24 protein-coding genes and 2 pseudogenes are annotated in these 24679 nt (G+C 68.3%); 17 read left to right on the top strand and 9 right to left on the bottom strand.

Annotation, left to right across the window (positions count from 1 at the left end):
* Positions 1-68: 68 nt before the first annotated feature.
* The 4 genes and pseudogenes from HUN08_RS12830 (at position 69) to HUN08_RS12815 (ending at position 4687) form a co-directional block, all read left to right on the top strand.
* Positions 69-3704: a hypothetical protein gene (locus tag HUN08_RS12830; RefSeq protein ID WP_124248656.1), complete on the top strand. Its 3636-nt coding sequence runs from the start codon at positions 69-71 to the stop codon at positions 3702-3704.
* A 23-nt stretch (positions 3705-3727) separates the two neighbouring features.
* Positions 3728-4113: pseudogene (locus tag HUN08_RS18565) on the top strand (hypothetical protein).
* Positions 4114-4153: 40 nt separating this feature from the next.
* Positions 4154-4409 (top strand): annotated as a pseudogene (locus HUN08_RS12820) (HigA family addiction module antitoxin).
* Positions 4406-4687, top strand: coding sequence for a putative quinol monooxygenase (locus tag HUN08_RS12815; RefSeq protein ID WP_165353510.1), 282 nt, complete (start codon positions 4406-4408; stop codon positions 4685-4687). Before HUN08_RS12820 ends, HUN08_RS12815 begins: the two are co-directional and overlap by 4 nt.
* Before the next feature lie 15 nt (positions 4688-4702).
* Here the strand turns inward: HUN08_RS12815 and HUN08_RS12810 are convergent, their stop codons facing one another.
* A complete protein-coding gene (locus HUN08_RS12810; RefSeq protein WP_124248657.1) occupies positions 4703-5647 on the bottom strand; it encodes a YafY family protein in 945 nt (314 codons plus the stop codon).
* Positions 5648-5709: 62 nt separating this feature from the next.
* Between HUN08_RS12810 and HUN08_RS12805 the strand changes: the two genes are divergently transcribed.
* Together HUN08_RS12805 and HUN08_RS12800 are read left to right on the top strand one after the other, a co-directional pair.
* Positions 5710-6291, top strand: a complete 582-nt coding sequence (locus HUN08_RS12805) for a TIGR03086 family metal-binding protein (protein WP_124248658.1) — start codon at positions 5710-5712, stop codon at positions 6289-6291.
* A 39-nt stretch (positions 6292-6330) separates the two neighbouring features.
* A complete protein-coding gene (locus HUN08_RS12800) occupies positions 6331-6675 on the top strand; it encodes a YdeI family protein (RefSeq protein WP_124248659.1) in 345 nt (114 codons plus the stop codon).
* A 5-nt stretch (positions 6676-6680) separates the two neighbouring features.
* On the opposite strand, the gene HUN08_RS12795 is transcribed toward HUN08_RS12800, so the two are convergent.
* Complete coding sequence (locus tag HUN08_RS12795; protein ID WP_124248660.1) at positions 6681-7259, bottom strand: nucleosidase; 579 nt, start codon at positions 7257-7259, stop codon at positions 6681-6683.
* Positions 7260-7290: 31 nt separating this feature from the next.
* Entirely contained in the window at positions 7291-9105 is a 1815-nt protein-coding gene (locus HUN08_RS12790; protein WP_301546724.1) for a sulfatase-like hydrolase/transferase, read from the bottom strand.
* 173 nt (positions 9106-9278) lie between these two features.
* On the opposite strand from HUN08_RS12790, the gene HUN08_RS12785 reads away from it, so the two are divergent.
* The 3 genes from HUN08_RS12785 to HUN08_RS12775 all read left to right on the top strand — a co-directional run bounded on the left by HUN08_RS12785 (position 9279) and on the right by HUN08_RS12775 (position 10822).
* On the top strand, positions 9279-9941 hold the full coding sequence (locus HUN08_RS12785; protein WP_124248661.1) for a TetR/AcrR family transcriptional regulator: 663 nt from the start codon (positions 9279-9281) through the stop codon (positions 9939-9941).
* 66 nt (positions 9942-10007) lie between these two features.
* Positions 10008-10415 carry a hydrogenase gene (locus tag HUN08_RS12780; protein WP_124248662.1) on the top strand — a complete coding sequence of 136 codons (408 nt, stop codon included), beginning with the start codon at positions 10008-10010 and terminating at the stop codon, positions 10413-10415.
* A complete protein-coding gene (locus HUN08_RS12775; protein WP_124248663.1) occupies positions 10412-10822 on the top strand; it encodes a VOC family protein in 411 nt (136 codons plus the stop codon). Before HUN08_RS12780 ends, HUN08_RS12775 begins: the two co-directional genes overlap by 4 nt.
* Here HUN08_RS12775 and HUN08_RS12770 read toward each other — a convergent pair.
* Positions 10819-11868: a hypothetical protein gene (locus HUN08_RS12770; RefSeq protein WP_301546723.1), complete on the bottom strand. Its 1050-nt coding sequence runs from the start codon at positions 11866-11868 to the stop codon at positions 10819-10821. The genes HUN08_RS12775 and HUN08_RS12770 overlap by 4 nt on opposite strands.
* Positions 11865-13187: a hypothetical protein gene (locus HUN08_RS12765; RefSeq protein ID WP_124248664.1), complete on the bottom strand. Its 1323-nt coding sequence runs from the start codon at positions 13185-13187 to the stop codon at positions 11865-11867. The genes HUN08_RS12770 and HUN08_RS12765 overlap by 4 nt, the downstream gene beginning before the upstream one ends.
* Positions 13188-13247: 60 nt before the next feature.
* Between HUN08_RS12765 and HUN08_RS12760 the strand changes: the two genes are divergently transcribed.
* Positions 13248-14867 carry a hypothetical protein gene (locus HUN08_RS12760; protein ID WP_124248665.1) on the top strand — a complete coding sequence of 540 codons (1620 nt, stop codon included), beginning with the start codon at positions 13248-13250 and terminating at the stop codon, positions 14865-14867.
* Between the two features lie 16 nt (positions 14868-14883).
* On the opposite strand, the gene HUN08_RS12755 is transcribed toward HUN08_RS12760, so the two are convergent.
* Together HUN08_RS12755 and HUN08_RS12750 are read right to left on the bottom strand one after the other, a co-directional pair.
* On the bottom strand, positions 14884-15345 hold the full coding sequence (locus HUN08_RS12755; protein ID WP_124248666.1) for a lipoprotein LpqH: 462 nt from the start codon (positions 15343-15345) through the stop codon (positions 14884-14886).
* A gap of 137 nt (positions 15346-15482) precedes the next feature.
* The gene (locus HUN08_RS12750; RefSeq protein WP_124248667.1) at positions 15483-16640 is read right to left on the bottom strand and encodes a CHAT domain-containing protein; all 1158 of its coding nucleotides are present in this window, start codon (positions 16638-16640) and stop codon (positions 15483-15485) included.
* A 94-nt stretch (positions 16641-16734) separates the two neighbouring features.
* Between HUN08_RS12750 and HUN08_RS12745 the strand changes: the two genes are divergently transcribed.
* Together HUN08_RS12745 and HUN08_RS12740 are read left to right on the top strand one after the other, a co-directional pair.
* A complete protein-coding gene (locus tag HUN08_RS12745; RefSeq protein ID WP_124248668.1) occupies positions 16735-16968 on the top strand; it encodes a hypothetical protein in 234 nt (77 codons plus the stop codon).
* A gap of 32 nt (positions 16969-17000) precedes the next feature.
* Positions 17001-17351 carry an Rv2640c family ArsR-like transcriptional regulator gene (locus HUN08_RS12740; protein ID WP_124248669.1) on the top strand — a complete coding sequence of 117 codons (351 nt, stop codon included), beginning with the start codon at positions 17001-17003 and terminating at the stop codon, positions 17349-17351.
* Between the two features lie 13 nt (positions 17352-17364).
* On the opposite strand, the gene HUN08_RS12735 is transcribed toward HUN08_RS12740, so the two are convergent.
* Entirely contained in the window at positions 17365-17709 is a 345-nt protein-coding gene (locus tag HUN08_RS12735; RefSeq protein WP_124248670.1) for a VOC family protein, read from the bottom strand.
* 89 nt (positions 17710-17798) lie between these two features.
* Here HUN08_RS12735 and HUN08_RS12730 point away from each other — a divergent pair, with 89 nt between their 5' ends.
* The 4 genes from HUN08_RS12730 to HUN08_RS18415 all read left to right on the top strand — a co-directional run bounded on the left by HUN08_RS12730 (position 17799) and on the right by HUN08_RS18415 (position 21896).
* Positions 17799-18317 carry a putative immunity protein gene (locus HUN08_RS12730; protein WP_124248671.1) on the top strand — a complete coding sequence of 173 codons (519 nt, stop codon included), beginning with the start codon at positions 17799-17801 and terminating at the stop codon, positions 18315-18317.
* A gap of 29 nt (positions 18318-18346) precedes the next feature.
* Positions 18347-19183: a hypothetical protein gene (locus HUN08_RS12725; protein ID WP_124248672.1), complete on the top strand. Its 837-nt coding sequence runs from the start codon at positions 18347-18349 to the stop codon at positions 19181-19183.
* A complete protein-coding gene (locus HUN08_RS12720; protein ID WP_124248673.1) occupies positions 19180-20040 on the top strand; it encodes a fructosamine kinase family protein in 861 nt (286 codons plus the stop codon). Before HUN08_RS12725 ends, HUN08_RS12720 begins: the two co-directional genes overlap by 4 nt.
* Before the next feature lie 281 nt (positions 20041-20321).
* Positions 20322-21896: an HNH endonuclease signature motif containing protein gene (locus HUN08_RS18415; RefSeq protein ID WP_301546722.1), complete on the top strand. Its 1575-nt coding sequence runs from the start codon at positions 20322-20324 to the stop codon at positions 21894-21896.
* Between the two features lie 149 nt (positions 21897-22045).
* On the opposite strand, the gene HUN08_RS12705 is transcribed toward HUN08_RS18415, so the two are convergent.
* Positions 22046-22837 (bottom strand): alpha/beta fold hydrolase, encoded by a 792-nt coding sequence (locus tag HUN08_RS12705; RefSeq protein ID WP_124248674.1) that lies wholly within the window; start codon positions 22835-22837, stop codon positions 22046-22048.
* Between the two features lie 66 nt (positions 22838-22903).
* Between HUN08_RS12705 and HUN08_RS12700 the strand changes: the two genes are divergently transcribed.
* A complete protein-coding gene (locus HUN08_RS12700; protein WP_124248675.1) occupies positions 22904-24676 on the top strand; it encodes a GNAT family N-acetyltransferase in 1773 nt (590 codons plus the stop codon).
* The last annotated feature ends 3 nt before the right edge of the window (positions 24677-24679 follow it).

The raw sequence follows: 24679 nt of genomic DNA, 5'->3' as shown, positions 1-24679 counted from the left end.
TCACGTGAAGGGCGCTCACCATCCATAGCGATCGCGGAGTTGCCAGAGGCTTTCGAGAAGGGGATGCCGTGGTCGATGAGGATCCAGGGCAGCTGGAGAACGAGGAGCGCCATGTCACGCTCCGCTCGCTCGGGCCCGAGTTCGACGAGGCACAGCACGGTGTCTATCTACGGCACCTCGAAGAGGCCGTGCTAGAGAAGAAGACCCGCAACATCGCCCTCACGGGCCGCTACGGGGCCGGCAAGTCCAGCGTCCTCGACGCCTTCGAGAAGAAGCACCCGAAGTCGACCGTCCGGATCAGTATCAACACGCTCGGTCCTGACGAAGATGACGAGGATCTGACGAACCGGATCCAGAAGGAACTCGTCAAGCAACTCGTCTATCGGCTTGAGCCCGGCAAGATCCGCCGCTCGAGGTTCGCTCGTCCGAAGCCGCTGACGAAGACCAGGGCGTTCGTCCAGGCGCTAGGGGCGAGCGCCGTCGGCTTGGGCATCCTGTGGCTACTCGGCGTGCGCCCGATGGCGGACTGGCCCGGCGCTGGCGCGGACGCCACCGCCCGCGTCGGACTGGCGGCACTGTTCTTTGGTCTGGTTCTGCTCGCGGCATGGGCCGTCCGCTGGATCATCGGGGACAGGATCGTCTCCGAGGTCACGACGGCAGGTACGAAGATCGCGCTCGGTGAGGGACCGACCACTTACTTCGACAGCTTCCTCGACGAGATCGTCGCGTTCTTCGACGCGGTGGAGCCTGCGTTCGTGATCTTCGAGGACCTCGACAGGTTCGACGACCCTCAGATTTTCGACTCCCTCCGCGAGCTCAACACGCTTGTTAACGCATCGGTGGGCTGGCGGGACAAGACGCAGCCTCTGCGGTTCATCTACGCGATCAAGGACAGCCTGTTCGAGCAGCTCGGAGCGGACCCCGAGCCCGACGCGGCCGGCGCAACGCCCCGGCTCGACGTCGCGGCCGCAGCGGTCCAGCGGGCCAACCGGACCAAGTTCTTCGAGATGGTCATCCCGATCGTCCCTTTCATCTCGCACCGCAACGCGCGCGACCACCTTGCCGGGGCGCTCGTGTCGCTCGGCTTCGAGGATGGCCTCGTGTCGCGGCCGCTCCTCGACCTGATCGCACGGCACACGACCGACATGCGGCTCATGATCAACATCTGCAACGAGTTCGCGGTGTTCGCGGAGCACCTGCTGTGGGCGGAGAACCCCGCGCCCGGCATGACTCCCGATCACCTCTTCGCCCTCGTGGCCTACAAGAACTTTCACCTCGCCGACTTCGAGGCCATCTCGCAGCGCACGAGCACGCTCGACGAGTTCGAGCGCCTCCACCGCGACGAGGTCCGGGCCCTCATCTCAGGTCTGCAGGACCAGCGGCGCGAGAGGCAACGGACCGAGGAGCAGCGCGAGCGCCGGGAACGCACTGCCCCCGAGCTGGGACGCCGGCTCCGAGACGTCAAGGACATGTTCCCGCCCGCGAACGGGTGGCCCTACGTCTCGGTCACGGTGGACGGACAGAGCTTCGCCTTTGACGCGGTCGACACCGTGGAGTTCTGGGAACTGGTCGCCAAGGAGAAGTCCTTTGCCATCACCCAGAGGCACAACTCGAGCCCTCTGGTGCTCGACCAGGAACGTCTCGGGCGGGTCTTCCCCGAGATCACGAACGCCGCGGAGTGGCTTCCCCCCGATCCTGCCGAGCTCGCGAGGCTGACCCGCCAGTACGACAGCGACATCTCGACCTTGCGCGGAGCCGACTTCGACGGGTTGGCCCGCTACGAGCGCGTGCCAAAGGGGCGCATCCGGTTCGACGAGCGGATTGACGAGGTGCTCGAGTCGGAGCTGGCGCGCGATCTCGTCCGGCGGGGCTTCATCACGCGCAACTACGCGGAGTACTCGGCGATCTTCTACGGGAGCTTCGTCGGGGTCGACGTCGCGTTCTTCTACAATCACGCGGTCCAGCCGAACGAGATGTACCTCGACTACGAGTTCACCTCCGAGAACGCGATGAGCAATCTCCTCGAGCAGGTCCCGGCAGACTTCACGAGCAGCGTGAGCGCTCTGAACATCCGCGTCGCCTCCTACCTGCTCGACGAGCGACCGGACGAGGCGGAGAAGCTCGTGGCCTACATGGTCACGCACGACGACGCGAATGTTCGGACATTCATCGACGCCTTCCTTAATGCTCCGGACGCTCCGCGGGAGGCCCTCGTCCGACAGTTGGCTCGGCATCCGTGGCGAGAAACTTTCGAGTACCTTGCGAGTCACCCCGGGATCTCTGACCACGCGACGCGCATCAGGCTGTTCGACACCGCGCTGCTGAGCGCACGGCACGTCGATTCCTACGAGATCGGGGAAGCGGCGCGACCCCTGATCGGGTCCAGCTATCCGCTTCTGACCGCGGTTAGAGAGGACCATGACCCCGAGCGGACGGTTCGGGTCTTCGAGTTCCTTGAGGCAGTAGGACTCGTCGTTGAAGAGCTGAGCACTCTCAACGCCCTGCTGCGGGATCGGGTCGTAGGTGCACGGATGTACGCAGTCAACGTGAAGAACCTGCGAGTGGCGCTCGGGATCGAAACCGAGCCGACTCTCGATGCGGTGCGCACGAACGGCAGCGTGTGGGAGTTCTGTCGAACGCGCATCTCGGACTACGTCTCCACCATGGACGCGGCCCTGCCGGATCAGCCGATCGTCCTCACGGAGGGTGCGCTGATCGGGATCCTCAACGAGCAGCACGATGTGTGGACGGAGGAGACTATCCGGGAGGTTCTCGATCGAAGCGCAGACACGTCCGCGATCGAGAACGTCGGGGACGTTCCGCGGTCGACCTGGCCAGCCGTCGTCGATGCGTGCCTCATGGTCCCGACCGTGGCGAACATCTTCGCCTACGTCGAGGCCCACGGGATCGACGAAGGGCTGTCCGGCCTGCTTGCCGGCGATGGGGGCGACCCGCTGGAGCTGCAGGAGGTCGACATGACCGAGGAAGCGGATAGGAACGCTCTTGCTGTCCGGCTGCTCAACGCTTCGGCTCACCTCAAGCCGGATGCCCGGGTCCGGCTCGTCGAGCAACTGCGTCTCGACTCCGAGATCGAGGTGACCGACGTGACGCCGAGCTCAGATGGCCTTCTCGCCTGGGCGCTGGAGGCCAAGCTGTTGCCGGACACGGCGGAGACCTTTTCCCATTTCGTGGCGGGCGGCTGGAAGTCGGTCGCCGAGGCGTTCGCGGTGTCGGCGAGGATCTCGGAGTTCATGGCCCCCGCGCTCGTGACAGGGTTCGTGGGCGAGTTCCTGGAGAGCCGACGGACTCCCGTCGCGTTGCGGCGGCGCGTCCTGGAGCACCTCGACGAGTACGTGCCTGGTGACGACCGGCGCGCGCTCCGCGCCGCCGGTCGGTTCGCGCTCGACAACCAGATCTGGCTGCCCTTCGACGTGGTCCGCCGAATTGCTCGTGTGACGCGAGATCCGGAGGTGGTCTTGCGCCAGCTGACCCACGCCAAGGACATTCCCGCGGGCGACCTCTCGGACGTCCTCGCGTCCCTCGGTCAGCCGTACGACAAGCTGGCGGCGGGGCCAGAGGTTGAGTTCGACCTCCCCGCGGGCTCCTCGAACGAGACGCTGTTCAAGCGCCTCGAGTCCGCTGGGCGGATCACGATCGTTAGGAAGGTCGTCGGGCGCGGCAGGAGGATCCGGACCCTTGTGTGAGACCTGGACCGAGGAGCGCCGACATGGCTACAACTGACCCGTTGAGCCTCGATGAAGCCGGTGAATCGGCTGGTCTGTGGTGGTTGCCGGATGAGCCCGCCGAGAAGGTCCCGGGAGTCCTCCGATACGACGCCAAAGGAGGCTATCGCTATCGCTGATCGGCACCTTCGAAGAACGTATGGTAACGACGGGCTCGTCAGGATGGACCGAGGTTCACGAACGAACCCGTACCTGGGAGGTCATGCACGGTGTAGCAGAGCTTAGGGAGATCACTCTGCTTGGTTGTGTTCCGAAGAACACGAGTAGGACCTTCGGTGCGCGGGTGAAGAGTCCTGACAAACAGACCGTGACTGCCGCGACGGCGATCGTTGGCGCGCACGTCAACGGCGAACTCGTCGACTATCACTGAGAACGATCGGATCGAGCCGATCCATCCGGGGGAGATCCTGATGGAGGACTTCATCAAGGGCTTCGGGATCACCCAGAACAAGCTGGCCGTGTCTATCGGCGTGCCGCCGCGTCGGATCAACGAGATTGTGCACGGCAAGCGCGGTATCACGGCCGACACCCGCGATCCGTCTCGCGCGGTACTTCGGAACCTCGGATGAGTTCTGGATGAACTTGCAGTCGCACTACGAATTGCGGGTCCAGCGTCGAGCCCTCCAAGATCATATGTCCGCGATCGCTCCGATCGTTACCCCGTGACGGAGATCGTGCTGAGCGGTGTGCGCATCTGCGCCGACGACGAGCAGGTGGCCGTGGTTCAGGAACAGCTGCCACGCCATATCGAACTGACTCGTGCCGAACCCGGGTGCCTTGAGTTCTCGGTGCTCCAGACCGACGATCCGCTGGTTTGGCAGGTCGACGAACGCTTCGCCGACGAGACTGCGTTTGACGCGCACCAACGCCGCGTTGCCGAGAGCGACTGGGGGCGGGTGACCGTCGGGATCGAACGCGCCTACGCGATTCGGACGGTGGGATGATCACACGTTGATCGGCTACGGAATGCCGTGGGGTTCCGATTCAACGTCCATGTCGAGTGCGGCGACCGCGGCGAGCATCCTGGCCCGCAAGGCATCTCGGATCGACGGCGAATCGATGACCTCCACGTTGGGGAGTGCCGCCCACAGCGCCCAGACCGCGTGCTCGCGATCCGCAAAGCTGATGGTGCCGGCACCGTCGGGTCCCGGAGGTGCGAGCACCCTGCCGAACATCGCGAGTTTCTCCCAGACCCGGGGTGCTGCGCGCACGCGCACCTCGATCGTCGGGAGGGTGTCCCGGAAGGATTCGCGGGAGGCGTCGAACTCGGCCGCCAGGTCCACGTCAACGGGGCGCTGCGCAGGTTCGGAAAGCACGGTGACGGACGCGAATCGCGACGTCCGGTAGGTACGTCGCTCGCCGTCGCGCAGCGCCATGAGGTACCACGCCTGCCCGGCGTGCACGAGCCCCACCGGGTCCAGCAGTCGTTCCGCGGGTCCGGCGCCGCGCGCGGAGTACACCGCCCGCACCCGCAGCCCGTCGATCACCGCCCGCTGCAACTCGCCCAGGAAGGGTTCGGGGACGGCGGCCCTGGCGAACCCGTCGGGGCGCACGTGGATCCGCTGGGCGGCGGCGGCCGCTTCGAGACGGTGCGCGTCCGGCACCGCCGCCACGACCTTGCGCATGGCGCTGGCGAAGGCCGGCGAGTCGGGGGCACCGGCCAGGAGCGCCTTGGTCTCGTCGAGGGTGAGTCCCGTCAGGTCCGTACGGTAGCCCGGCAGCAGGCTGATGCCGCCACCGCGCCCACGGTCGGTGTACACGGGTACGCCCGCGGTGGACAGCGACTCGACGTCGCGGAGCACGGTGCGCGGCGAGACTTCGAGCTCCGTGGCGAGCTGCGCGGCCGTCATCGTGCCACGGTGTCGCAGCAGCATGAGGACGGAGAGGAGTCGGTCGGCGCGCATGAATCCAGACTCCCAGAAAAAGATGACAGAAGGTGTCATCTTTGGCCGGTTGAATCACTTCCATGACCGAAACAGCCATTGATCCCCGTCCCGCCTACGCCGCCGCTTCCGCCTGGGCTCAGTCCCTCCTGGCAAACATCACCGAGGAGCAGTTGAGCCTCCCCACCCCGTGTGACGAGTTCGACGTGCGCGCCCTCGCGCAACACCTGGGCGCCGTCGGCGTGCGGGCCGTCGCGCTCGCCGAGGTCGCCACCGTCGAGGGGCAGCCCTTCCTCGTCGACGACTTCAGCGCCGCCGCCTACGGCGATACGCGCGAGCGCGCCCTCGCCGCGTGGGCCCAGGCGCCGCTCGACCGCCAGGTCACCGTGCCGTGGGGTGTCGTCCCAGGCTTCGCCGCGCTCGGCATGTATGTCAACGAGACCCTGGTGCACGGCTGGGATCTCGCGGTCGCCACCGGACAACCGGCCGAGTTCACCGAACCCGCGATCGTGGAGGGCGCCCTTGCCGCAGTGCATGCCGCTCTTCCCGCGGAGATCCGCGGCATGGAGGGGGTGCCGTTCGGCCCTGTCGTGGAACCGCGCGAGGGTGCCGGCCCGACCGAGCGCCTCGCCAACTGGAACGGGCACGCCTGGCCCGCGGCATGAGTACCGTCGCACCGGGGTCGACTTCGGGATGATTGACCCATGAGTGAAGTGCATCAGGGTCTGGAGGTCGTTTCATTCGAGGACGTGGACCGACTACGGGCATGGCTCAACGAAGTGGGTGCCACACATCCCGGCGTCTGGGTCCGGTTGCAGCGCGCGACGTCGACGCGGCCGAGCGTGACCTTCCGCGATCTCCTCGTCGAGGGCATTGCCTACGGATGGAGCGAGAGCACGCGCCACGCGTGTGATGAGCAGTCCTACCTCCAACGCTTCACGCCCCGACGAACACGCGGGACGGCGTCCGAACGCAACCGGCGCATCGCCGCCGAACTCGAAGAGGCGGGCCGCATGACCGCCGCGGGCCGTGCCGCACTCGGTATCTGAGGCGGCTACGCGCCGAATCTCGTCGCGGTGAGCCAGTCTCCGAGATCGCGGGCGGCCGCGTCGATCGCGCTGGGCCAGTCCATCGCGGAATCGTCGGCGTAGTCGCTGACCACCTTGACCAGGCGGATGGGTAGCCCGAACTCGGCGCAGACGTGCACCAGGGCAGCGCCCTCCATGTCGACGAGGTCGGCCCGCTGCGACAACCGCTCCCGCTGGGCCTCGTCGTTGACGAAGGTGTCGCCGGTGGCCAGGACAGTGCCGTCGCCGTCGGGGATCTCCCACGAGTCCCGGACCGGATAGCCGAGCGCGGTGAGCTCGGCGGCCGAGAGATCGTGCTCGACGACCCGCGACGGGACGTAGAGACCCGCGTGCTGGAGGTGTAGTGCACCGGCGGTGCCGATGTTCACCACGCGTCGATAGCGTCCAGGGTGGGCGGCGAGATGCCTGGTCAGTGCGGTCGCCGACCGTACCTTGCCGAGTCCGGTGACCAGTAGCGCGGTGCCGTCGGGCACGTGTGCCGCTTCGGCCGCCGTGGCCGAGACGATCAGGACATCGTCCACCGGGGCCGAGAACGTCGAGCGCATGCGCCCCACCCTATTCGGCGGGTCGACATACTCAGAGGTCCACCTGGTCGAGGTTCCAATCGATCGACTCGAAGTGCGGCATCTCCCGACCGTCGTCGACGCCGATCTCGTGCTTGATGGCTGCCTCGAGCTTCGCACTCGACGCCATCACCAGGGCATCGTTTTGCCCCTTGTGTCCGCCGAGGTTGGTCATCTCGCGCGGGTCCTTCTCCAAGTCGTAGAGCTCGACGTCGTTGTGGCGGTACAGGTCGTCGATGTTCTGCGGCCGGTTGCGCTGGGTCGGCGCGAAGTACCGGGTGAACTTGTAGCGGCCGTCGAACACGGTGCGCAGGCTCCCGCGCTTGGCGAGGTCAGGTTTGAACCCGGTCGCGGCGATCACCTCCTTCGGGTTCTTGCCCGCGGCTTTCGCGTCGGAGACGACCGAAATCGTCTCCGCGTCGTTCGTGGCGATTCCGCTGTAGGTGTAGAGAATCGTGTCCCGGACGCTGTGCAGCTCGGCTTTCCGGGGCTGCTGCATCGACGGCGTGAAGTCGCGACCGGGCAGCTCGCGTCCCGCGTACTCGGCGGCGTGGGTCGACGAGATGCCCGCCATCGAGAGGATCGACGGCACCAGGTCGATGTGGCTGGTGAGGGCGCGGTAGTCCTGTCCGCCCTTGATGTCGGGATGGCGGACGTGCATGGGGAGGTGGATGCACTCCTCGTAGGCGAAGGGCCCTTTGCCGCGCAGGCCGTGGGCGCCACCCATCTCTCCGTGATCGGAGGTGAAGACGACGATCGTGTTGTCGGCGAGCCCCAGGTTGTCCAACTCGTTCTGGATGGTCTCGAGCTGCGCGTCCACCGTGCGGATGCTGTTGAGGTAGAAATCCGAGAACCGCTGCCACCGGGCCTCGTCGGGCGGGATGCGCCCGAGGGTGTATCCCCACGCCCGGTCGAACTCCCCGTGGGCGGCCGGGCGACCCGGCTCGTCGAAGGGCTGGGTCAGGTTGCTGGGCAGGGGGGCGCCCCACGTCTTGTCGTAGATCGAGTTCTCCGGCGCCGGAGCCGCCTTCATCAGCAGCCGCCCGTTGTCCTGGATGTGTTCGCCTGGAGCGTCGGTGTTGAAGTACATGATGTCATGCGGGTTCACCAGCGAGACGAACAGCGCCCAGGGCTTCTTCTCGTCGGCCAGGGGCCGGCCCTTGTTCCGCAGCCACGAGACCGCGGTTCCGCCGATGACGTTGTCGTATCGGTAGCCGCCGAGGGTGTGTCCGACGACGTCACCGGGCCAGACGAAATCGGAGAACCCGTAGGCGTCCATCTCCTTGGTGAACAGCCGCTCGGGATTCTCGACGTCGAAGGCGGCGTTGAGGTGCCACTTCCCCTTGTACGCCGTGTAGTAGCCGCCCTTGCGCAACATGTCGCCGACGGTCGGGATGTCGTAGCTCATGGGCGCGACGTAGGTCATGTCGACGTTGTCGAACATCTTCGTGTCAGGGGTTTGGAGGCCGGTCAGCATGACCGAGCGCGAACTCGTACACATGACGGCCGGGCCGTAGTGCTTGTGGAAGGTGATGCCCTCGTCGGTCAACCGTTCGCGGCCGGGCAGCGACATCCCCGACGGCCATTTGTCGAAGTAGCGCTCTTGGTCGGTGAAGACGAACACGATGTTGTGCCGGTCCGACGCCGGCGGCATCGACCGCGGTCGGGTGCCCGTGTGCGCCGCGCTGTCGTTGTCCGCGCTCGTGTCGCACGCGGCCAGGGCGCCGCCTGCGGCCAACGCGCCCGCACCCACGCCGGCCATCGCGAGAAAACCCCGTCGCGACACAGAGGGGAATACGGGGTTCGGGTCGTTTGCGGAGTCGCTCATGGTGGTTGCCCTCTCAGCTGGCTGTAGTGAAACATATAGTTTCTGTAGTGATTCATACAGTGACTGGACGGAATGCACAAGAGGCTGGCCGCTGATCCCCGCCGGTTGGCCGACCGTGCGGCCAGTAGGCTGATGAGGTCTCAGCAACCGCGAAAGGCGAGGTCGATTCTCCGATGTCCACCCCTGCGCCGACGGGAGGCCGCCCGCGGCGACGCCGTGGATCCGACCAGAGTCCCCGTGATCGCATCCTCGACGCCGCCACCGAGGTGGCCACGGAGTGTGGATACGACGGCACCACCATCGCGCGCGTCAGCAAGCGCGCCGGAGTCTCGGCGACGTCGATCTACTGGCAGTTCGCCGACAAGGACGAACTCCTCGCCGCCGTGATCGGACGGAGTTACGAGCGCTGGGCGGCCACTATCGACCTCCCCGAGTCGCGGGCGCGGGACCGCGCCTTGGAGATTGGCCGCCACGTGGCCAGTGCGCTCACCCGCAGCCCGGACTTCCTACGACTCGGGCTGAAGCTGGCCCTACTCGGCGCCGATCAGCGTCCCTCGGGCCACGAGATCTACATGCATTCGCGGGAGTTCGAGTTCGAGAGATTCGCCGCGCTGATCCGCGACGCCGATCCGACGCTGAGCGAACGAGGTGTCAACCTCGTCACCACGTACGCGATCGCCGGGGCAGACGGATTGTTCATCGCTCGCGAAATCGGCGGTGATGCCGTCGACTTCGTCGCGCTGTTCGAACTCCACGCCCGCCTGGTCTTCGGGGCCGCCATCGAAGTCGTCGCCGCGGACGAGCGTGCCGCCGGGTCGTCAGACGGGTCGCCCTAGTCTCGGGCACTCGGCGGATATGCGAAGTCGCCGAGAGACGCACGGTCGCGGCGGTAGGATCAGCCGGTGCAGACGTTCCTGTTCGTCGCAGGGTTGGTTCTCTTCCTACTCGGTCTTCTGACCGGGCTGGCGAACCCCGCCGTCAAGAACCCGCGGATGGGCGTCGCCAGCCACCTGCAGGGCATGACCAACGGCCCCTTCCTCATCGTGGTCGGACTGCTCTGGCCCCACATCCACCTCAGCCACCTGTGGCAACTGGTCACGGTGGTGCTCCTCGCCTTTGGCACCTATGCGAATTGGCTGGCCACGCAGCTCGCCGCGGTATGGGGTGCCGGCCGACGGTTCGCCCCAGGGGCGGCCGGCGATCACGTGGCGTCCAGCGGTCGGGAGCGCATCGTCGACGTCCTGCTCGCGGCGTTGGCGCCCGCCATGATCGTCGCCACGATTCTGTTGATCGTCGGCGTGCTGCGGTGACCCCGGTCGTCGTCCAGCTCAATCTGATCGTCGCCGACCTCGACCGCAGCCACCGCTTCTACCAGCGGCTCGGCGTCGAATTCATCCCCCGCAACCGAATGGGCGCGGGTCCCGCGGAGGCATGGGTGTCGGTGGGTACCGGGATCACCGTCGTGCTGCACTCGACCGGATTCGCGCACTGGTGGGACGAGTCGGCACCGCAGCCGGTCGCCGGCGGAGCCCAGATGGATCTCCAGGTGGATTCCCCCGAACGCCTCGACGCGCTCGTCGCCGCCATCGCCGCCGACGGGGGCGTGGTCATCAAGCCGCCGGCCGACATGCCGTGGGGGCAGCGATTCGCCGTCGTCGCCGATCCCGACGGATACCGCGTGGGGCTCAAGGCGGAACGTGATTCCAGCGGAGCCTAGTAGTCCGCGTCGGCGAGCAGTTGTTCGGCGACGAACAGGGGAATCCCGCCGTCGGCACCGCTGATCCGCTGGCGGACGATGCCGCGCACCTGTTCGCGAAGTCCGCGCGCGGTGCGCCCGTCGACACCGCCGACCGTGCACGTCAACGACGACCAGTCCGCCGCCCACGCCTGTGCCGCGGTGAGCGGTAGGGGGATCTGCGCGCGACCGTCCGGAGTGAGTTCGGCGTGGACCGAGAGAGGCGGATCCGGTAGGGAGAGCCCGACGCGCAGGGGAGTCGCCGTGCGTCCCGGCAGCAGGGCCACCTCGATCTCGGCGACGGCATTGGGCGCTGCGTCGATCGTCCACCGGACGGTGTCCTCCGCCGCGTCGAAGACGTGGGCGGGCGCGGCCTCCCACGGCAACGAGCCGCGGCCGTGGGCGATGCCCGAGGTGGTGTCGCCGGACGCAGCGGCCCCGGCGGCGAGTGCATAGTCGTCGACCGAGCCGGACGGGACGCCCAGGTCGTCTGTCGCCTCGCTGGCCCGCAGCTCGAACCAGCGTTGGCGCAACTCCCGCACCCGAGGATCAGCGTGCGTCGCCAGCGCGTCGATCGTCGCCTCGTCGTGTGCCGCCAGCACCGCGTGCGGATCACCGTCGAAACCGTCGTCGTCGAAGTAGCCTTCGGCGTCGACGGTGAGCAGCGCGACCTCGACGTCCAGCACGGTCGACGGCAATTCGTCGATCGCGTCGATGCTGCTCGCCGGCCACCAGCGCCGCAGCCAATGCCCCCAGGCGAGTCGTCGGAGGAGATCCAGTTCGGCGGGGGCGGTGATCGTGACCTCGGCGGTCTCCGTCGTCGCGACCTCGACGTGCCCGGTTTCGCCGACGATGCGCCACAGCCATCCGGCCTCCTCCGGTGCCCACAGGAGTAGACGCGGCGGCGCCGACGGCTCGAGTAGCTCCCAGCGCAGCGCGCCGCCCGACACCTCGAGAACCGACGACGTCCAGGGTGGCGAGTCCGCCGGTGGCCAGGCCGAGTTCGGAGGTGTGCGCGAAATCCTCATCGGCCCGCCTTCTCGATGGCCGCGCGGATACGCGAGCGCTGGTCGTAGCTGACCGACCGGCCGATCCCGGTGAGCAGGTCGAGCAGGGCCGCGGCGTCGAAAGCCGTTGTCGGCGTGAAGGGTTCGGCAACGGAGCGGCCGTGGAGCCGAACCCAGAGACGCCCGACATAGGGTCGCCAGAACTCCCGCAGATCCGCGACGAGCAGATCGCCGGAGGAATCGCCGGCCAGCAGGAAGCGCCGGTGGTAGAGGATGTGGGCCTGTGCGGCGAGTCGCCCCGACAGTGCTTGGGCGAACGCATGCGGGACGGGGCGCGGGGCCAGCGGGTACAACTGCGCCGCGACGACGACGCCGACGAGCATGGCGGCCTGCCACACCGACCCGTGCAGCGCCCAGGGCAGTCGCGACCGGACGATCTCGTCGTCGACCAGATCGGCGAGGTCGGGCAGGCCTTCCCGATCGCGGGTGCGGCGCAGTGTCGCCGTGACGCGACCGGAGATCGGTCGGTCGAGCGGAGCGTCGCCGTCCCGGCCGCGCATAGCCGGCCGTGCGGCGGGGGCCGACGCTGAGAGTGTGGGCGGTGACTGATCGTCGTCGAGGATCACGCCGCAGGCGGCGAGGAGGTCGGCAATCGGGGTTCCGGGTTCGAAGAGGGCGAGGCCGATGGTTGGGGCCGCCGACGGACCCGCGATGAACGCCCACCGGCGGTCCGCGTCTGCGGTGGTGTTGCCCAGCAGCCCGGCCAGCGCCTCGGCGATCGCGCCCGCGTCGATCTCGCCGGCACGCGGCGCGTCGGCCCACACCTCGTGCAGGGCCGCGTCGAGTTCGGCCAGATGCTCGTCGAGGAAGGCGTCGAGGTCGTCGACCGACCTTCCGCTGCTCGGTCCGTGGATCTGTGCGAGGGTGTCGGCGGCAACGGCCGCGGCATCGCCGCCGGGTCGGCCGTGCGCGACCGCCAGCTCGTAGGCGCGGGGGAAGTACTGCTCCTGGATGTTGCCGTCGGTGATCCCGGCCGCGCGTCGTCGGGCCTTGAGCTCGAGGAACCAGCGCGCCGCGTCGGCGATGGTCGGCACGGCCCGCGTGACGAGTTCGGCGACGCGACCGGCGGTCTCCTCGTCGAGCAGCGGTTGGCCCAGCTCCGGGTTGGCGCGCAGGCGCAGGACCAACGGGTCGATCAGGCACTTGACCGTGCGCGCCAGCGGCCCGCCGTCGCGTCCGCACATCACCGTGAGCGCGTCGTCGCCCTCGCGGATCGCCTCGGCGACGGCGCTTCGCCACGCCGCGTCGATCACCGCGGTTCGAGGACGGGGAGCGGTCACGGTGTTCGTGCTCCTTCCGGGGCCTGTGCAGGACCGTCGCAGAGAACTTACCGTGTACGGATGGTTCAACTCGACGATGACGCGTTGGAGGTGCGCCGGCTCATCGAGGAGTTGGCGGGCCAACTGCAGGCCGGCGACCCGGCGTTCGCGACGACGTTGGAAAGGGCGCGCGCGGTGGCCGATGTCGTGGCCGACTCGCGGTCGCGGATCGACGCCCAGATGCGCGTCGCCAACATCGATCACGTGGTGAGCCTGAACTCCGGCGATGCGGCGCAGGCCCTGGCCCATCTCGACCGCTGTGTGGAGCTGATCGCGGCCGCGCGCGAGATCGACGAGGGGGAGGCCGACCAGCGCAGGCTCGACGAGCAGGAATGGGGAGTGCGCCTCAACCGCTGTCAGGTCCTGCAGGCGATGGACGACATCGACGCAGCCGACGCGGACGTGATCTTCGCGCTGGAGCTGGCGTCGAATACCGCCGACGCCGGGCGCAACCGGGCGATGACGCTGTGCTCGGTGGCGGCGATCGCCGTCGAGCGCGAGCAGTGGGCGCGCGCATTGGATGTCGCGCGCGAGGCCGTCGACGAATGTGCGAAACACTGTCCGGAGGTGCTCGGCGTCGCGCTGCTCAATCTCGCCCAATCCCATGCGCGCGTCGGGGATTACGACGAGGCGCAGCGGGTCGCCGACCGGGCGGAGGGCGTCATCGGCGACGTCCAGACCGAGGCGGCCCTCGCGCATCTGCGCGGCTACATCGCGATGGGCCGCAAGGACGTCGAGCGCGCGGCCGAACTGTTCGGCGAGTACGCGGAGACGGTGCGGGCGCATGAGGGATTCCTGGAATCACATCATCGATCGGAGGGGGCCAAGGCGGCGGGATTCGAACTCGCCGCGCGCGACTTGGCCGCCGCGCACGAGCACTACCTGCGCGTCGTCGAGGAGGCACGGAACGACGCGTCGCCGATGACGTTGGTCGCGGCGCTGGTGCAGGCCTCCGGTGCGGCACAGGATTGTGCGCTGGCCCAGGCCGATCCCGATGTCGCGGGTGGATTGCACCGGCAGGCGGCCGAGCTGGTGGGCGAGGCCGCGCAGGTGGCGCTGGCTCAGAACCGCCCGTCGATGGCGGCGGTGTGCGACCTGACCCACGCCAGGTATGTCGACCAATTCCATCGTCGGGCCGGCGTCGCCGACGAGCCGCGGTTGCGCGCGGCATTGGCGGAGATTCTCGCCGCTGCGGTCTTTCTGCATCACGCCGCCTTCGCCTCCTCTCGGCATTCGGAACGGCGTCGATTCGCCGCGGAACGGGGTGCCGATGCGATGTCGTTGGCTCTCGCGTTGGCCTTCGACTTGGGTGCTACCGACGTCGTCGCCCAGCTCGTCGAGTTGCGGTGCGCATCGGCGTCCTTCGCGTCGACGGCGGGTGGGGTCGGTGCCGGAGTCGCGGTCGTCGATGCTCGCGCCGATTCGTGGTCGGACGGTCTGGTCGAGTTGTTGGCGGGCGATGCCGGCCATGCGGACAGCGGTGCGGCACCGTCGGCGGAGGGCGACGGGGGAGCGCTGCTGGCCAGCGCGCCGCCGCCGTTGTTGCTGACGGCGGATACGACCGTGCTCGGCGACGCCTTCGACGTCGCCGAGCAGCGGTACGGATTGGCCGACGGCCGGGAGCCGGTCACCACCTGGTAGGTGACCGGCGGCCCGATCAGGGGCAGGTGACCTTGATCTCGAAGGACTTCTTCGACGGCGACATCGGGTTGGCGGTGTCGATGCCGGTCACGGTCCCGGAGATCGTGTACTTCTTGCCGTCCTTGGTGACGTTGGCGTCGCCGCCCGGGACGCCCCGGGCCCAACCGAGTGCCTGGCCGTTGGTCGCACCGAGCCCCACGGTCTCGACCTGCGGGTTGTCGCCACCGCTTAGCGTCGCACCCACACCGGCGGTGCCGCCGGCGGCGGTGGTGTCGCCGATCGCGATGACGGTCTTGCCGTTGGTCTCCGTGCAGGCGACGGTCTTCGATCCGAGGTCCATCGGCTTGCCGTCGAGGGTGACCGACGCCTCCCCGCCGGATTTGACGCCGTTGGTGGACGTGCTGGACGAACAGGCTCCGAGGCCCCCGATGAGGGCGAGTGCCGCGGTACTGGCGATGAGGATCTGGTTCTTGCGCATGGCTGGCTCCTGAGGTGATCTTGGTCGTTGCGAGCTGCCCGGTTGGGCCGCTGGACCAAAGGTAGGGTGCGGTCGCCTCTACCGATCACAAATGGGAAACGCACGGTGCCCGTGGGCCGCACGGTTTTGTTGAGCATTCAAGCGGTGCTGGTGATCGCCGCCCAGAGCAGCGGATTGTCGGCCGGATGCGCGTCGGCATTCCATCGCGCCCGGCACTCGCGCCGCCATTTCGCCAGCGAGCGCAGGGGATCGGCGTCGCGATGCGCGGCGGCGACCGCGAGCACGAGGTCCTCCAGCGGATGACGATCCGCGAGGTCCCCGGCGCGGGCGAGGGCGTGATCGGTCGGCACCGCCCACCGGGTGGCGGTGACGAGCTGCGCGCCCGATGCCAACGCGGCGACCGACAGGCCCATGCCGTCGGGATGGGCGAGGTCGGCCCCGGAGTTGCAGCCGATCACGGCCGTCCGCGGCGGAAACCGGAAGCCGCCGGTGAGCAGGTCGACGGCGCGCAGCCCACGATGCGCACCGTCGTCGTCGACGTCGCAGAGATGGAGCGCCGCGTCGACGCTCTCGTCGTCGGACGAGGCGGCGGTGACGTGTCCGACGTAGAGGAAGCGCGACGTGCCGGGCAGGTTCTGGTGCAGCCAGGCGCGGTCGAGATCGGTGCGCCTGGCGAGGTCGGCGTAGGTCGACGCGGCGGGGCGCAAGTCGGGCTCGTCGTCGAGCAGGCGGGCCAACGGCGAGCGCGACGTCGGGCGGCCGAGGACCGAGCCGAGCGCCGAGGAGGCCGACTGTCCGGGGATGCGCGGATCGATGACCGCGAGCAGTGGGCCGTCCGACAGGGCGGGGATCTCGACGTGGGCGGTCCCCGCGCTGGCCGGGGCGGACCCGACCACGTCGGCGAGGTCGTCGAGCAGGATCTCCCACGGCACCCGGGTCAGCGACTCGCTCGGCTGGATGCGCAGCACCGGTCGGGTGGGGCCGTCGCGCAGGAGTGCCCGCAGATCGTCGGGGATCAAGGTGGTGCGCAGACGCCGCAGGAATTCCTCGGTGGCCTCGGGATGCGAGAACGGTCCGCGCAGCAGGGCGCGGTCGATGCCGTCGGCGATCGATTCGCCGGGCAACTGATCCGGTACCGCCTCGGCCAGGGCGGTACGGACCGCTGACATCTCCGCCCGGTCGATCCGGGCGACGCCGGCGAAATCATCCGGGCCGTCGGGACCGATCCATCGCCAAGTCAGGTAGCAGTCACCGGCTTCGGCGTACTTGACCAGCAGGGTCGGCGTCGCGGGCATATCGGAAGTCTGCCACCGCGGAGCCGGTTCGCCGAGGTCGGGTGGCCGGCTCCGCGGGTGGGATCAGCAGCAGGCTTGGGCGACGGGGGCGGTCGTGTTCGTCGAGCAGCACGACGAGCCAGACGCCGGTGTGATCTCGATCGTCGCGGGTCCCTCGACGACGATCCGCGTCGAGGATGCGCCGTCGACAACCGTTGCTTGTCCGGCGTCCGAGCAGCAACAGGTGTTGGACCGATCCTCGACGGGTTGGTTGGTGACCATGGAAACCTCCATTGACTTTGATATTTGTCGAAATATGTCGGCGGTCGAGTTCTATCGCATATTTTGATGAATGTCAAAGGAATCTTGTATGGTGGAGCCATGCCCAAGCCGCTGCCCATCGTCGACGTCCGCGCGCCGATCTGCTGCGCGCCGATCGCGGCCGGACCGGTGAGTGATGGCGATGCCGTCGAACTTGCCCTGCGCCTCAAAGCCTTGGCCGACCCGGTGCGGATCCAACTGGTCGCGCTACTCGTCAGCGCTGCCGACGGTGAGATGTGCGCCAGCGACTTGGCTGCGAAGGTCGGGGTCTCCGCGGGGACGGTGTCTCATCACCTCAATCAGCTGCGCAACGCCGGGTTGGTCAGTTCCGAGCGGCGCGGCGTCAACATCGTCTATCGCGCCGAGTCGGTGAATCTCGAAGCGTTGCGCGCCGTGTTGTCGTGCTGCTGAGTGAGCGGTCGTCTCAGCGGTGGGTTCCGACGTTGACGACCCGTCCCGACGAGTCGCGGTAGAAGAAGCGCCGCACGCCCCACTCCTCGTCGGATAGCGGGTGCACGATCTCCAGCCCGGCCGCGACGGCGGCCCGACGCGCAGCCGTCACGTCGTCGACGAACACGGAGACGTCCGGGTTGACCGGCGCGGTCTGGTCGACGGTCATCAGTCCGATCTGCCTGCCGTCGTCGTCGGCGAGGAACGCGACCCAGCCGATGTCCATCACCGTGTGCAGGCCCAAGACGGCCGAGTGCTCGGCGATGGCGGTGGGCAGGTCGTCGACCGTCAGGATCGGCGCGATGCGTTGGATACCCATGATCTCCATTCGAGCATGACGTCCATCGGCGGTCTTGAAGGATTCGGCACGGGGCGTGGCAGGATCGGGTGGTGGTTTCGGCGCAGACGATGAGCGACGACGATCGGCGTGCCGTCGCGCGCTGGGCGGCGGACTGCGCCGAGCACGTGCTCGCGCTTTTCGACGGCGATGGGGCCGCGCGCGAGGTGGTGCGCGACGGCATCGCGCGGACCAGGGCGTATGCAGACGGACAGACGACCGCGGGCGAGCAGATCAAGCTGCGATTCGTCGTCGGCAGAGCTGCGAAAGCGGCGACGACCAAGGCCGGAGCGGCCGCCGCGCGCGCCGCGGGACAGGCCTCCGGAGTGGCGCACATGGGAGCCCACGCGCTGGGCGCCGCCGCCTATGCGGCCAATGCCGCGTCACTGGCCGCCGGTGCGCGGCCCGGGGCGATGTCCGACGAGATCCGTTGGCAGCTAAGGCATCTCGACGATCATGCGCGTGCCGCGCTGGGCAGACTGCCGGCGCTCGGCGAGGATTCTTCCGGCCCGCTGGGACCCGGACTGTTGACTTCCGGCGTACTGGCGGAGGCCATCCGGGAGATCCAGGCCGACGTCGGAACCGCATAGGGTCGCCGCAGCGGATCTAGGATCGACGAGTGCTCGTCTCCGCTCATCCTCGACGCCGACTCGGCGTTCCGGTGGAGCAGGCCCGTCTCCACTTCGGTTCACCGGGCGCGGATTCTTACCGCCGCTGTCTGTTCCTCTCGGACGCACCCGCATTCGACCTGTCGCTCTGGTGCACCAGCTGTCCATTCCTGTTCGAACGGCAACCCGGGGCCAACGAGAAGCCCGGCGGTGATCGTGAGCCGCTGACCCGATTGGAAGGTGCGCTGCACGGCGTCGACGATGCTGTTCTGGAGACCTTCGCACCGCTGTTGCCGGCCGGTGACTACCTACCGCTGCTGCTCGAGGTGACTCCCGAACTCGTTGCGCCGCACGATGATCGGGACTACTTCACGCATGAGCAAGTCCAGACGTGGGGTGTCGACAGGTTCTGGGGGCTGCCGGAGAACCCGCGCAGCTTCTACTACCGGACGTTCGAGACCGCCGTCGACGACGAGGCGCACCTCTACGAGTTCGTCGTGCCGATGGTGCCGCCGGCCTGGAACGACCGCGACCGGGTGCGGCACTACGAGGAGCTGATCGACGGTGGTGCGACGCCGACCGCTGTCGCGTTGTCGACCTTGGACATCTGCATGCCCGCGACGACGGGTGAGGACACTGATTGCTACGCACATTGGGGGTTGACGCACTTTCTGCTCGACGGGCATCACAAGTTGGAGGCCGCGGCACGGACCGGTGGTCGGGTTCGACTCCTCGCCCTGGTGACTGTCGGGGACAGTCTCGCCACCTCCGACGAGATGGATCGGCTGCCGTCGGTGCGCGACCGCGTTCGGGCCGTGCGGGGAGCCTCGGGGGAGGCGTCGAGGTGAGCGCCGACGACCTGCCCCACGAGTTGATCGAGGGCTTCGGAGTCCGCGCCGCGTATCCGGTGTCCGGCGGTGACATCGCGCGGGCGTATCGACTCGAGACCGCCGACGGTCCGCTGTTCCTCAAGTGGCGGCCCGAGAGCACGCCCGACCTGTTTGCACGAGAAGCGGCGGGACTGCGGGCGCTATACGCGCATCGTGGCGATTTGGGCGTGCCGGAGGTGCTGCGGGAGACGGGTGTCGGGCTGGTGCTCGAATGGATCGAGAGCGGTGCCCCGTCGCCGTCGACGGAGAGCGATTTCGGGATCGGCCTCGCGCGGTTGCACCGGACCGTGGGCGACCGCTTCGGTTCTCTCGACGGTGCGCTGGCCGGATACCTCGGATCGGTGGAGGTGGACCTGAAGCCGACCGACGACTGGGCCGAGTTCTTCGTGCACCGTCGGGTGATTCCGTTGATCGAGCGTGGAATAGCGCTCGGCGTCGTTTCAGGTGAGGCACGTGGGCTGATCGAGCGGTTGGCGCCCCGCGCCGACGAGCTGTGCGGTCCGCCCGAGCCACCGTCGTTGGTCCACGGTGATTTGTGGGCCGGCAATCGGATGGTCGGGGTGGGCGGGCGCAGTTGGCTCATCGACCCGGCGGCGCACTGGGCGAGCCGAGAGATCGACCTGGCGATGATGACGCTCTTCGGCGGTTTCGGTCGCAAGTGTTTCACCGCATACGACGAGGAGTTTCCCCTCGCCGATGGATGGCGGGAGAGGCTCCGCTGGTACCAACTCCCGCCACTGCTGGTCCACGCCATCCTCTTCGGCGGCGGGTATGGCAGGTCGGCGGTAGACGTCCTGCGCCACTACGCGCGATAGTTCCGGGCGGTCGACGCCGGTGGGTGGTCGAGTGGGCCCAGTGGGTGGTCGGGTGGGCCGCGCGGGTGGTCGAGTGGATCCGAGGCGCTAGCCGAGGAACCGTATCGAGACCCGGTGAGACGACCTCGCCAACAGGTCACAATGCGTGATCACGTAGGCCAAAACCATATTCCGGCATGTCAGACCCCGGGCGTAGGGTGAAACCAGATCAATCAACACACCCGAATTAGTACGTACACACATACGACAAATGGACCACAACACGTTGATCGGGGGATCGGATGGACACCACAGAACTCGACCGGTTCGTGTCGATGCTGGCCGATGACCTGACACCCACGGCGGCCGAAACCGGGGCCGGGGTGGGGTACGTGTTGGCCTCAGCCGAGGCGGTCGTCGATGACGACAAGTTGACGGCGATCATGACCGCCGGATTCCGCATGGTGGCGATCGGGAACTATCTGATGGCCGCCGCTGCTGATCGGGCCCACACCATCGGGGTCCCGGCCCGCCAGAAACTCAAGACCGGCCGCGACCTGCTGGGCCAACTCCCGCTGGCACCCTGTGCGGTGGCCCGGTTGGGCCGGTTGGCCGACAACCTTGCCGCGTTACCGAATCTGGCCCGCGAAGTCCGCGACGGCGACCTCTCCCTCGAGCATGCCGACGCGGTCATCCGAGGCCTCGGCCACATCGCCTCACGGCTGGATGTGAACGGTTTCGCGGAGAACAAGAACCAGATCAGTTCCGCCTTGCTGCAGGAAGCCCGCTGGGGCACCCCCGCCCAAGTAGCAGACAAGGCCCGCACGATCGCCCACGAGTTGGCTCCCGCTCATCCACCCGTGATCGCGCCGGCAGACAACCCGCTCCTCAACACCGCCACGATTGCCCGTACCGGTGAGGGTCGGGTGATGGTGGAGGCGGATCTGGACCAACTGTCCGGGGAGAAACTGATCACCGCCCTGGATGCGTTGTCGGCACCGAACAAGGATTTGCCCGACGGTGATCCCCGCAGCCGGGGTCAACGATTGGCTGATGCCCTGGTCGAGGTCCTCGACACCTATCTGGCCAACCCGGACCGGCCCACGACCGGTGGGGTGGTGCCCCACATCACCCTCACCGTGCCCCTACCCACCCTCCTACCATCCGGTCGTGATCCGTCGCAGTCGTCAGCGGCACCGTCGGGTGGGGGTCTCGATACACCGTGCTCGGCTAGCGCCTCACCCGGCACTCGACCAGCCACAAGACGCCCGACTGTGATGGTGGTCGATGCCTCCACCGCGGCCGCACCCGACGGGCGGAAGACGGCGGCCCAGGGCTGCGACGATGATCGAGCATCGCAGGTGGTCGAGCCACGGTGGTCGAGTGGCTTCGAGGCGCTAGCCGAGAAGTCGTATCGAGACCCCCACACCACGATCGCCCACCTCGGGTTCACCGGGGCGGTGTCGACCGCGCAGGCTCGTGAACTGTGTTGCGGCAACCCCGAGTTGACCGCGATCGTGATGGCCGATGGGATACCGATCGATGTGAAACCGACTGCCCGCTTCGCCACCGGTGCCCTGCGCAAAGCGCTGATCGCCCGTGATCGTGGCTGTCAGTTCCCTGGCTGCGGCACACCCGCGGCGTGGACCCAAGCCCACCACATCCAGCACTGGGCCGATGGCGGCCCAACAGTGCTGGCGAACCTGGTGTTGCTGTGTTCGCGGCATCACCACACCTCCATCCACGCCCAGGGCTGGGAAGTCACCATCGGCGCCGACGGTCACCCCTGGTTCCGCCCACCCCAACATGACTCGACGAGAAGGGAATGGATGCCCTGCCACCAACGACGCAGCCACACACTCACCCTCGCCGCCTAGCCGTGGTCTCGATATGGTTCCTCGCCCAGCGGCTCGGATCCACTCGACCACCCGCTAGGCAGGCACGACCACCCATTAGCGACCCGCCGCTTCGATGGGCCCGCACACGTCCTTTGAGAACTTCACAACGAAATGCCAGGCACCCAGATCTAGGAACGGCCGCCCGCGACGCGCAGCACGTCCTCGTGGAGCAATGCCGGCCACCCGGCGACGTCTTCGGGGGTCTCGGCGACGGTCAGCGTGCTGCGTCGGAAGACGTCCGCCAACGTATGTGCCGTCGACAGCGGATGCGACGGGTCGTCGACCCACGCGAGGAGTCGCACCGGCACGTCGATGCGCGCCAGGTCGGTCGGGTCCGGGAGATCGCTGCCAGCCGCTCCCCGGAAAACCGAGGGGAGGTTGGCCTCGGCGACTTCGGGGAGGGTCTCGGGATGTCCGACCGCCGCGGGAGGCTCGGGCTGGTCGCGGCCGGCTGCGAGGAAGGCGCCCTCACCCTCGGTCTCGATGAGGGCCGCATTGAGCCGGTACTGCCGGGCCTGGGCGACGCGGGTCGCCCACGCGGTCGGGGGGAGCAGGAGGGTGAGACCGGCGAATCGCCCCGGTTCGCGGACGGCGGCATGCATCAACGTCCCCGACCCCATCGAGGTGCCCACCCCGTAGACGCGCTCGCCCCCGAACCGGTGGTCGAGCAGGCGCAACAGGTCGTCGGCCAGGTTCGGCCACAGGTAGTCCTCGGCGACGGCACGGCCGGTGGACCGGCCGTGGCCGCGGGCGTCGTAGCGCAACAGTCGCGTGCCCGACAGTCCGCGCCCCAAGTCCAGGTCCAGGACCCGGTCCCGCGCCCGGCTCGACGTCAGGCCGTGCAACTGGACCACCGCCTGGCCGCCCTCGTCGCTGAGTTCGGTGGACAGCGCGGCGCCGGGGACCTCGAAGACCGTCATGGGGTTCCTCTCGTCAGGCAGCCATCGTACGAAGCGCGGGCCGCGCGGGCGGGCTAAGGTACCGCCATGCGGCTCACCAACGTCGCCCACCTGCGGCTCCCGTTCGGTCGGTTGATGGGCTACGACGTCACCGTCTCTGAACCCGGCGCGGCGCTCCCCGTGTCGTTCGACCAGGGACGGCACGTCGCCGCGGGGGATCGGGCCGGATCGTGGATGGCGTTGTCGTTCCGGCTGACCGATCCGGTCCCGCGTGAATCTCTCGCCGCGGCGTGGCTGGCGGTGATCGCCCGACACGGCACGTTGCGAACGGTGTTCACCCCGGGCGACGACGGCCAGCCGGAACTCTCACAGGTGCGGATCAGCCCGGGTGGCTGGGTGGAACACCCGATTGCCGCGGGCGAGGCCGTCAACGACGCCCTGCGTGACGTGCTGGACGAGGCCTGCTCGTCGTACTCGCGACCCGCGCACCGACTGTGCGTGCTCGAGACGGCGGCCGGACCGACGATCGTCGTCGCCGCCGACCACTCGCATGTCGACATGTGGTCGATGCTGGTGATCCTGCGCGACTTCCTGACCGCGCTGGGGCGGATCGAATCCGGGGCGTCGCCGGAGCTCGACGAGGTGCCCGCATTCGTCGAGCACACCCGCGCGCTGATCGACCGGCCCACCGCGCCGGAGGACGTGCGGTCGCGGTGGGCGGCGATCCTCGCGGACTGCGGCGACGTCATGCCGCTGTTCCCGCTGCCGCTGGGGACGGCGCTGCCGCATGCCGAGCGCGTCGAGGTCCGCGACGTATTCGACGTCGACGATTCGGCCGCCTTCTCGGCCCAGGCCCGGGAGGACGGCGTCTCGACGTTGGCGTTGGCCGTCTCGGCGATGACGGCGGTGACCCGCGAGATGGCCGGCGCGCCGCTGCGCGCGGTGTTCCCGGTGCACAGCCGCTACGACGAGACCTGGCACGATTCGGTCGGGTGGTTCATCACCAATTCGGTGATCGAGTCGGCCGACCCGGCGCCCGCCGCCTGCGCCGACGCGGTCCGCGAGGCGGTGCGCCTCGGATCGTGGCCGCTCGCGGACATCCTGGTGCCGTGGGGCGGGATGCCGGAGGCGCCCGGGATGTTCGCGATCTCCTGGTTGGACCTGCGCCGGCTCCCGGTCCGCGTCGACACCGCCGGGCTCGACGCCCAGTACGTCGGGGCGACGATCCGCACCGACGGCGTGATGCTGTGGTTCATCCTCGACGGCTCCGGATTGCACCTGCGGTGCCGCTACCCGGACACCCCGGAGGCGCGGGTCAGCGTCGGTGGTTGGCTGGATCTGCTCGTCGCGAAGATGCAGGCTGGGGCGCGTTCGTCGGTCGGCGGGGTCGTGCGCAACCGGGACGGAGAGGAGTTCCGAATCCAGCGCGCAACCAGGGCCGACGTACCCGCCATCGTCGCGCTGCTGCACGACGACGAGGTGGGCCGCACTCGGGAGACCGATGAACTAGCACGCTACGAGGCCGCCTACGACGAGTTGACCCGCGACCGGTCGCATTACCTGGCCGTGGTGCGGTCGGCCGCCGATGACGTCGTCGGCACGATGCAGCTGACGGTGCTGCCTGGGCTGACCCGTGCCGGCACGACCCGGCTGCAGATCGAAGGCGTGCGGGTGGCGGCGGCGCAGCGGTCGCGCGGCCTGGGCGCCGCGATGCTGTCGTGGGCACACCAGCACGGTCGTTCCCACGGGGCGACGCTGGCACAGCTCACCACCGACGAGGTGCGCGAACGGGCCCGCTCCTTCTACGCGCGCAACGGCTACAGCGCCAACCACATCGGCCTCAAGCGAGACCTGTCGTGACAC

Source organism: Gordonia sp. X0973 (assembly GCF_013348785.1).
In the GTDB taxonomy this organism is placed as follows: Bacteria; Actinomycetota; Actinomycetes; order Mycobacteriales; family Mycobacteriaceae; genus Gordonia.
Note: the sequence above shows the minus strand (reverse complement) of the source record. Positions and strands in the feature narration are given on the sequence as shown.

Excerpts from the sequence above, each read along its gene's own strand:
- HUN08_RS12740 (WP_124248669.1), top strand. The coding sequence starts at position 17,001 with ATGCCCAAGCCGCTGCCCATCGTCGACGTCCGCGCGCCGATCTGCTGC.
- HUN08_RS12705 (WP_124248674.1), bottom strand. The coding sequence starts at position 22,837 with ATGACGGTCTTCGAGGTCCCCGGCGCCGCGCTGTCCACCGAACTCAGC.
- HUN08_RS18415 (WP_301546722.1), top strand. The coding sequence starts at position 20,322 with ATGGACACCACAGAACTCGACCGGTTCGTGTCGATGCTGGCCGATGAC.
- HUN08_RS12760 (WP_124248665.1), top strand. The coding sequence starts at position 13,248 with ATGGTTCAACTCGACGATGACGCGTTGGAGGTGCGCCGGCTCATCGAG.
- HUN08_RS12700 (WP_124248675.1), top strand. The coding sequence starts at position 22,904 with ATGCGGCTCACCAACGTCGCCCACCTGCGGCTCCCGTTCGGTCGGTTG.
- HUN08_RS12730 (WP_124248671.1), top strand. The coding sequence starts at position 17,799 with ATGAGCGACGACGATCGGCGTGCCGTCGCGCGCTGGGCGGCGGACTGC.
- HUN08_RS12795 (WP_124248660.1), bottom strand. The coding sequence starts at position 7,259 with ATGCGCTCGACGTTCTCGGCCCCGGTGGACGATGTCCTGATCGTCTCG.
- HUN08_RS12785 (WP_124248661.1), top strand. The coding sequence starts at position 9,279 with ATGTCCACCCCTGCGCCGACGGGAGGCCGCCCGCGGCGACGCCGTGGA.
- HUN08_RS12750 (WP_124248667.1), bottom strand. The coding sequence starts at position 16,640 with ATGCCCGCGACGCCGACCCTGCTGGTCAAGTACGCCGAAGCCGGTGAC.
- HUN08_RS12790 (WP_301546724.1), bottom strand. The coding sequence starts at position 9,105 with ATGAGCGACTCCGCAAACGACCCGAACCCCGTATTCCCCTCTGTGTCG.
- HUN08_RS12770 (WP_301546723.1), bottom strand. The coding sequence starts at position 11,868 with ATGAGGATTTCGCGCACACCTCCGAACTCGGCCTGGCCACCGGCGGAC.
- HUN08_RS12805 (WP_124248658.1), top strand. The coding sequence starts at position 5,710 with ATGACCGAAACAGCCATTGATCCCCGTCCCGCCTACGCCGCCGCTTCC.
- HUN08_RS12810 (WP_124248657.1), bottom strand. The coding sequence starts at position 5,647 with ATGCGCGCCGACCGACTCCTCTCCGTCCTCATGCTGCTGCGACACCGT.
- HUN08_RS12800 (WP_124248659.1), top strand. The coding sequence starts at position 6,331 with ATGAGTGAAGTGCATCAGGGTCTGGAGGTCGTTTCATTCGAGGACGTG.
- HUN08_RS12755 (WP_124248666.1), bottom strand. The coding sequence starts at position 15,345 with ATGCGCAAGAACCAGATCCTCATCGCCAGTACCGCGGCACTCGCCCTC.
- HUN08_RS12735 (WP_124248670.1), bottom strand. The coding sequence starts at position 17,709 with ATGGGTATCCAACGCATCGCGCCGATCCTGACGGTCGACGACCTGCCC.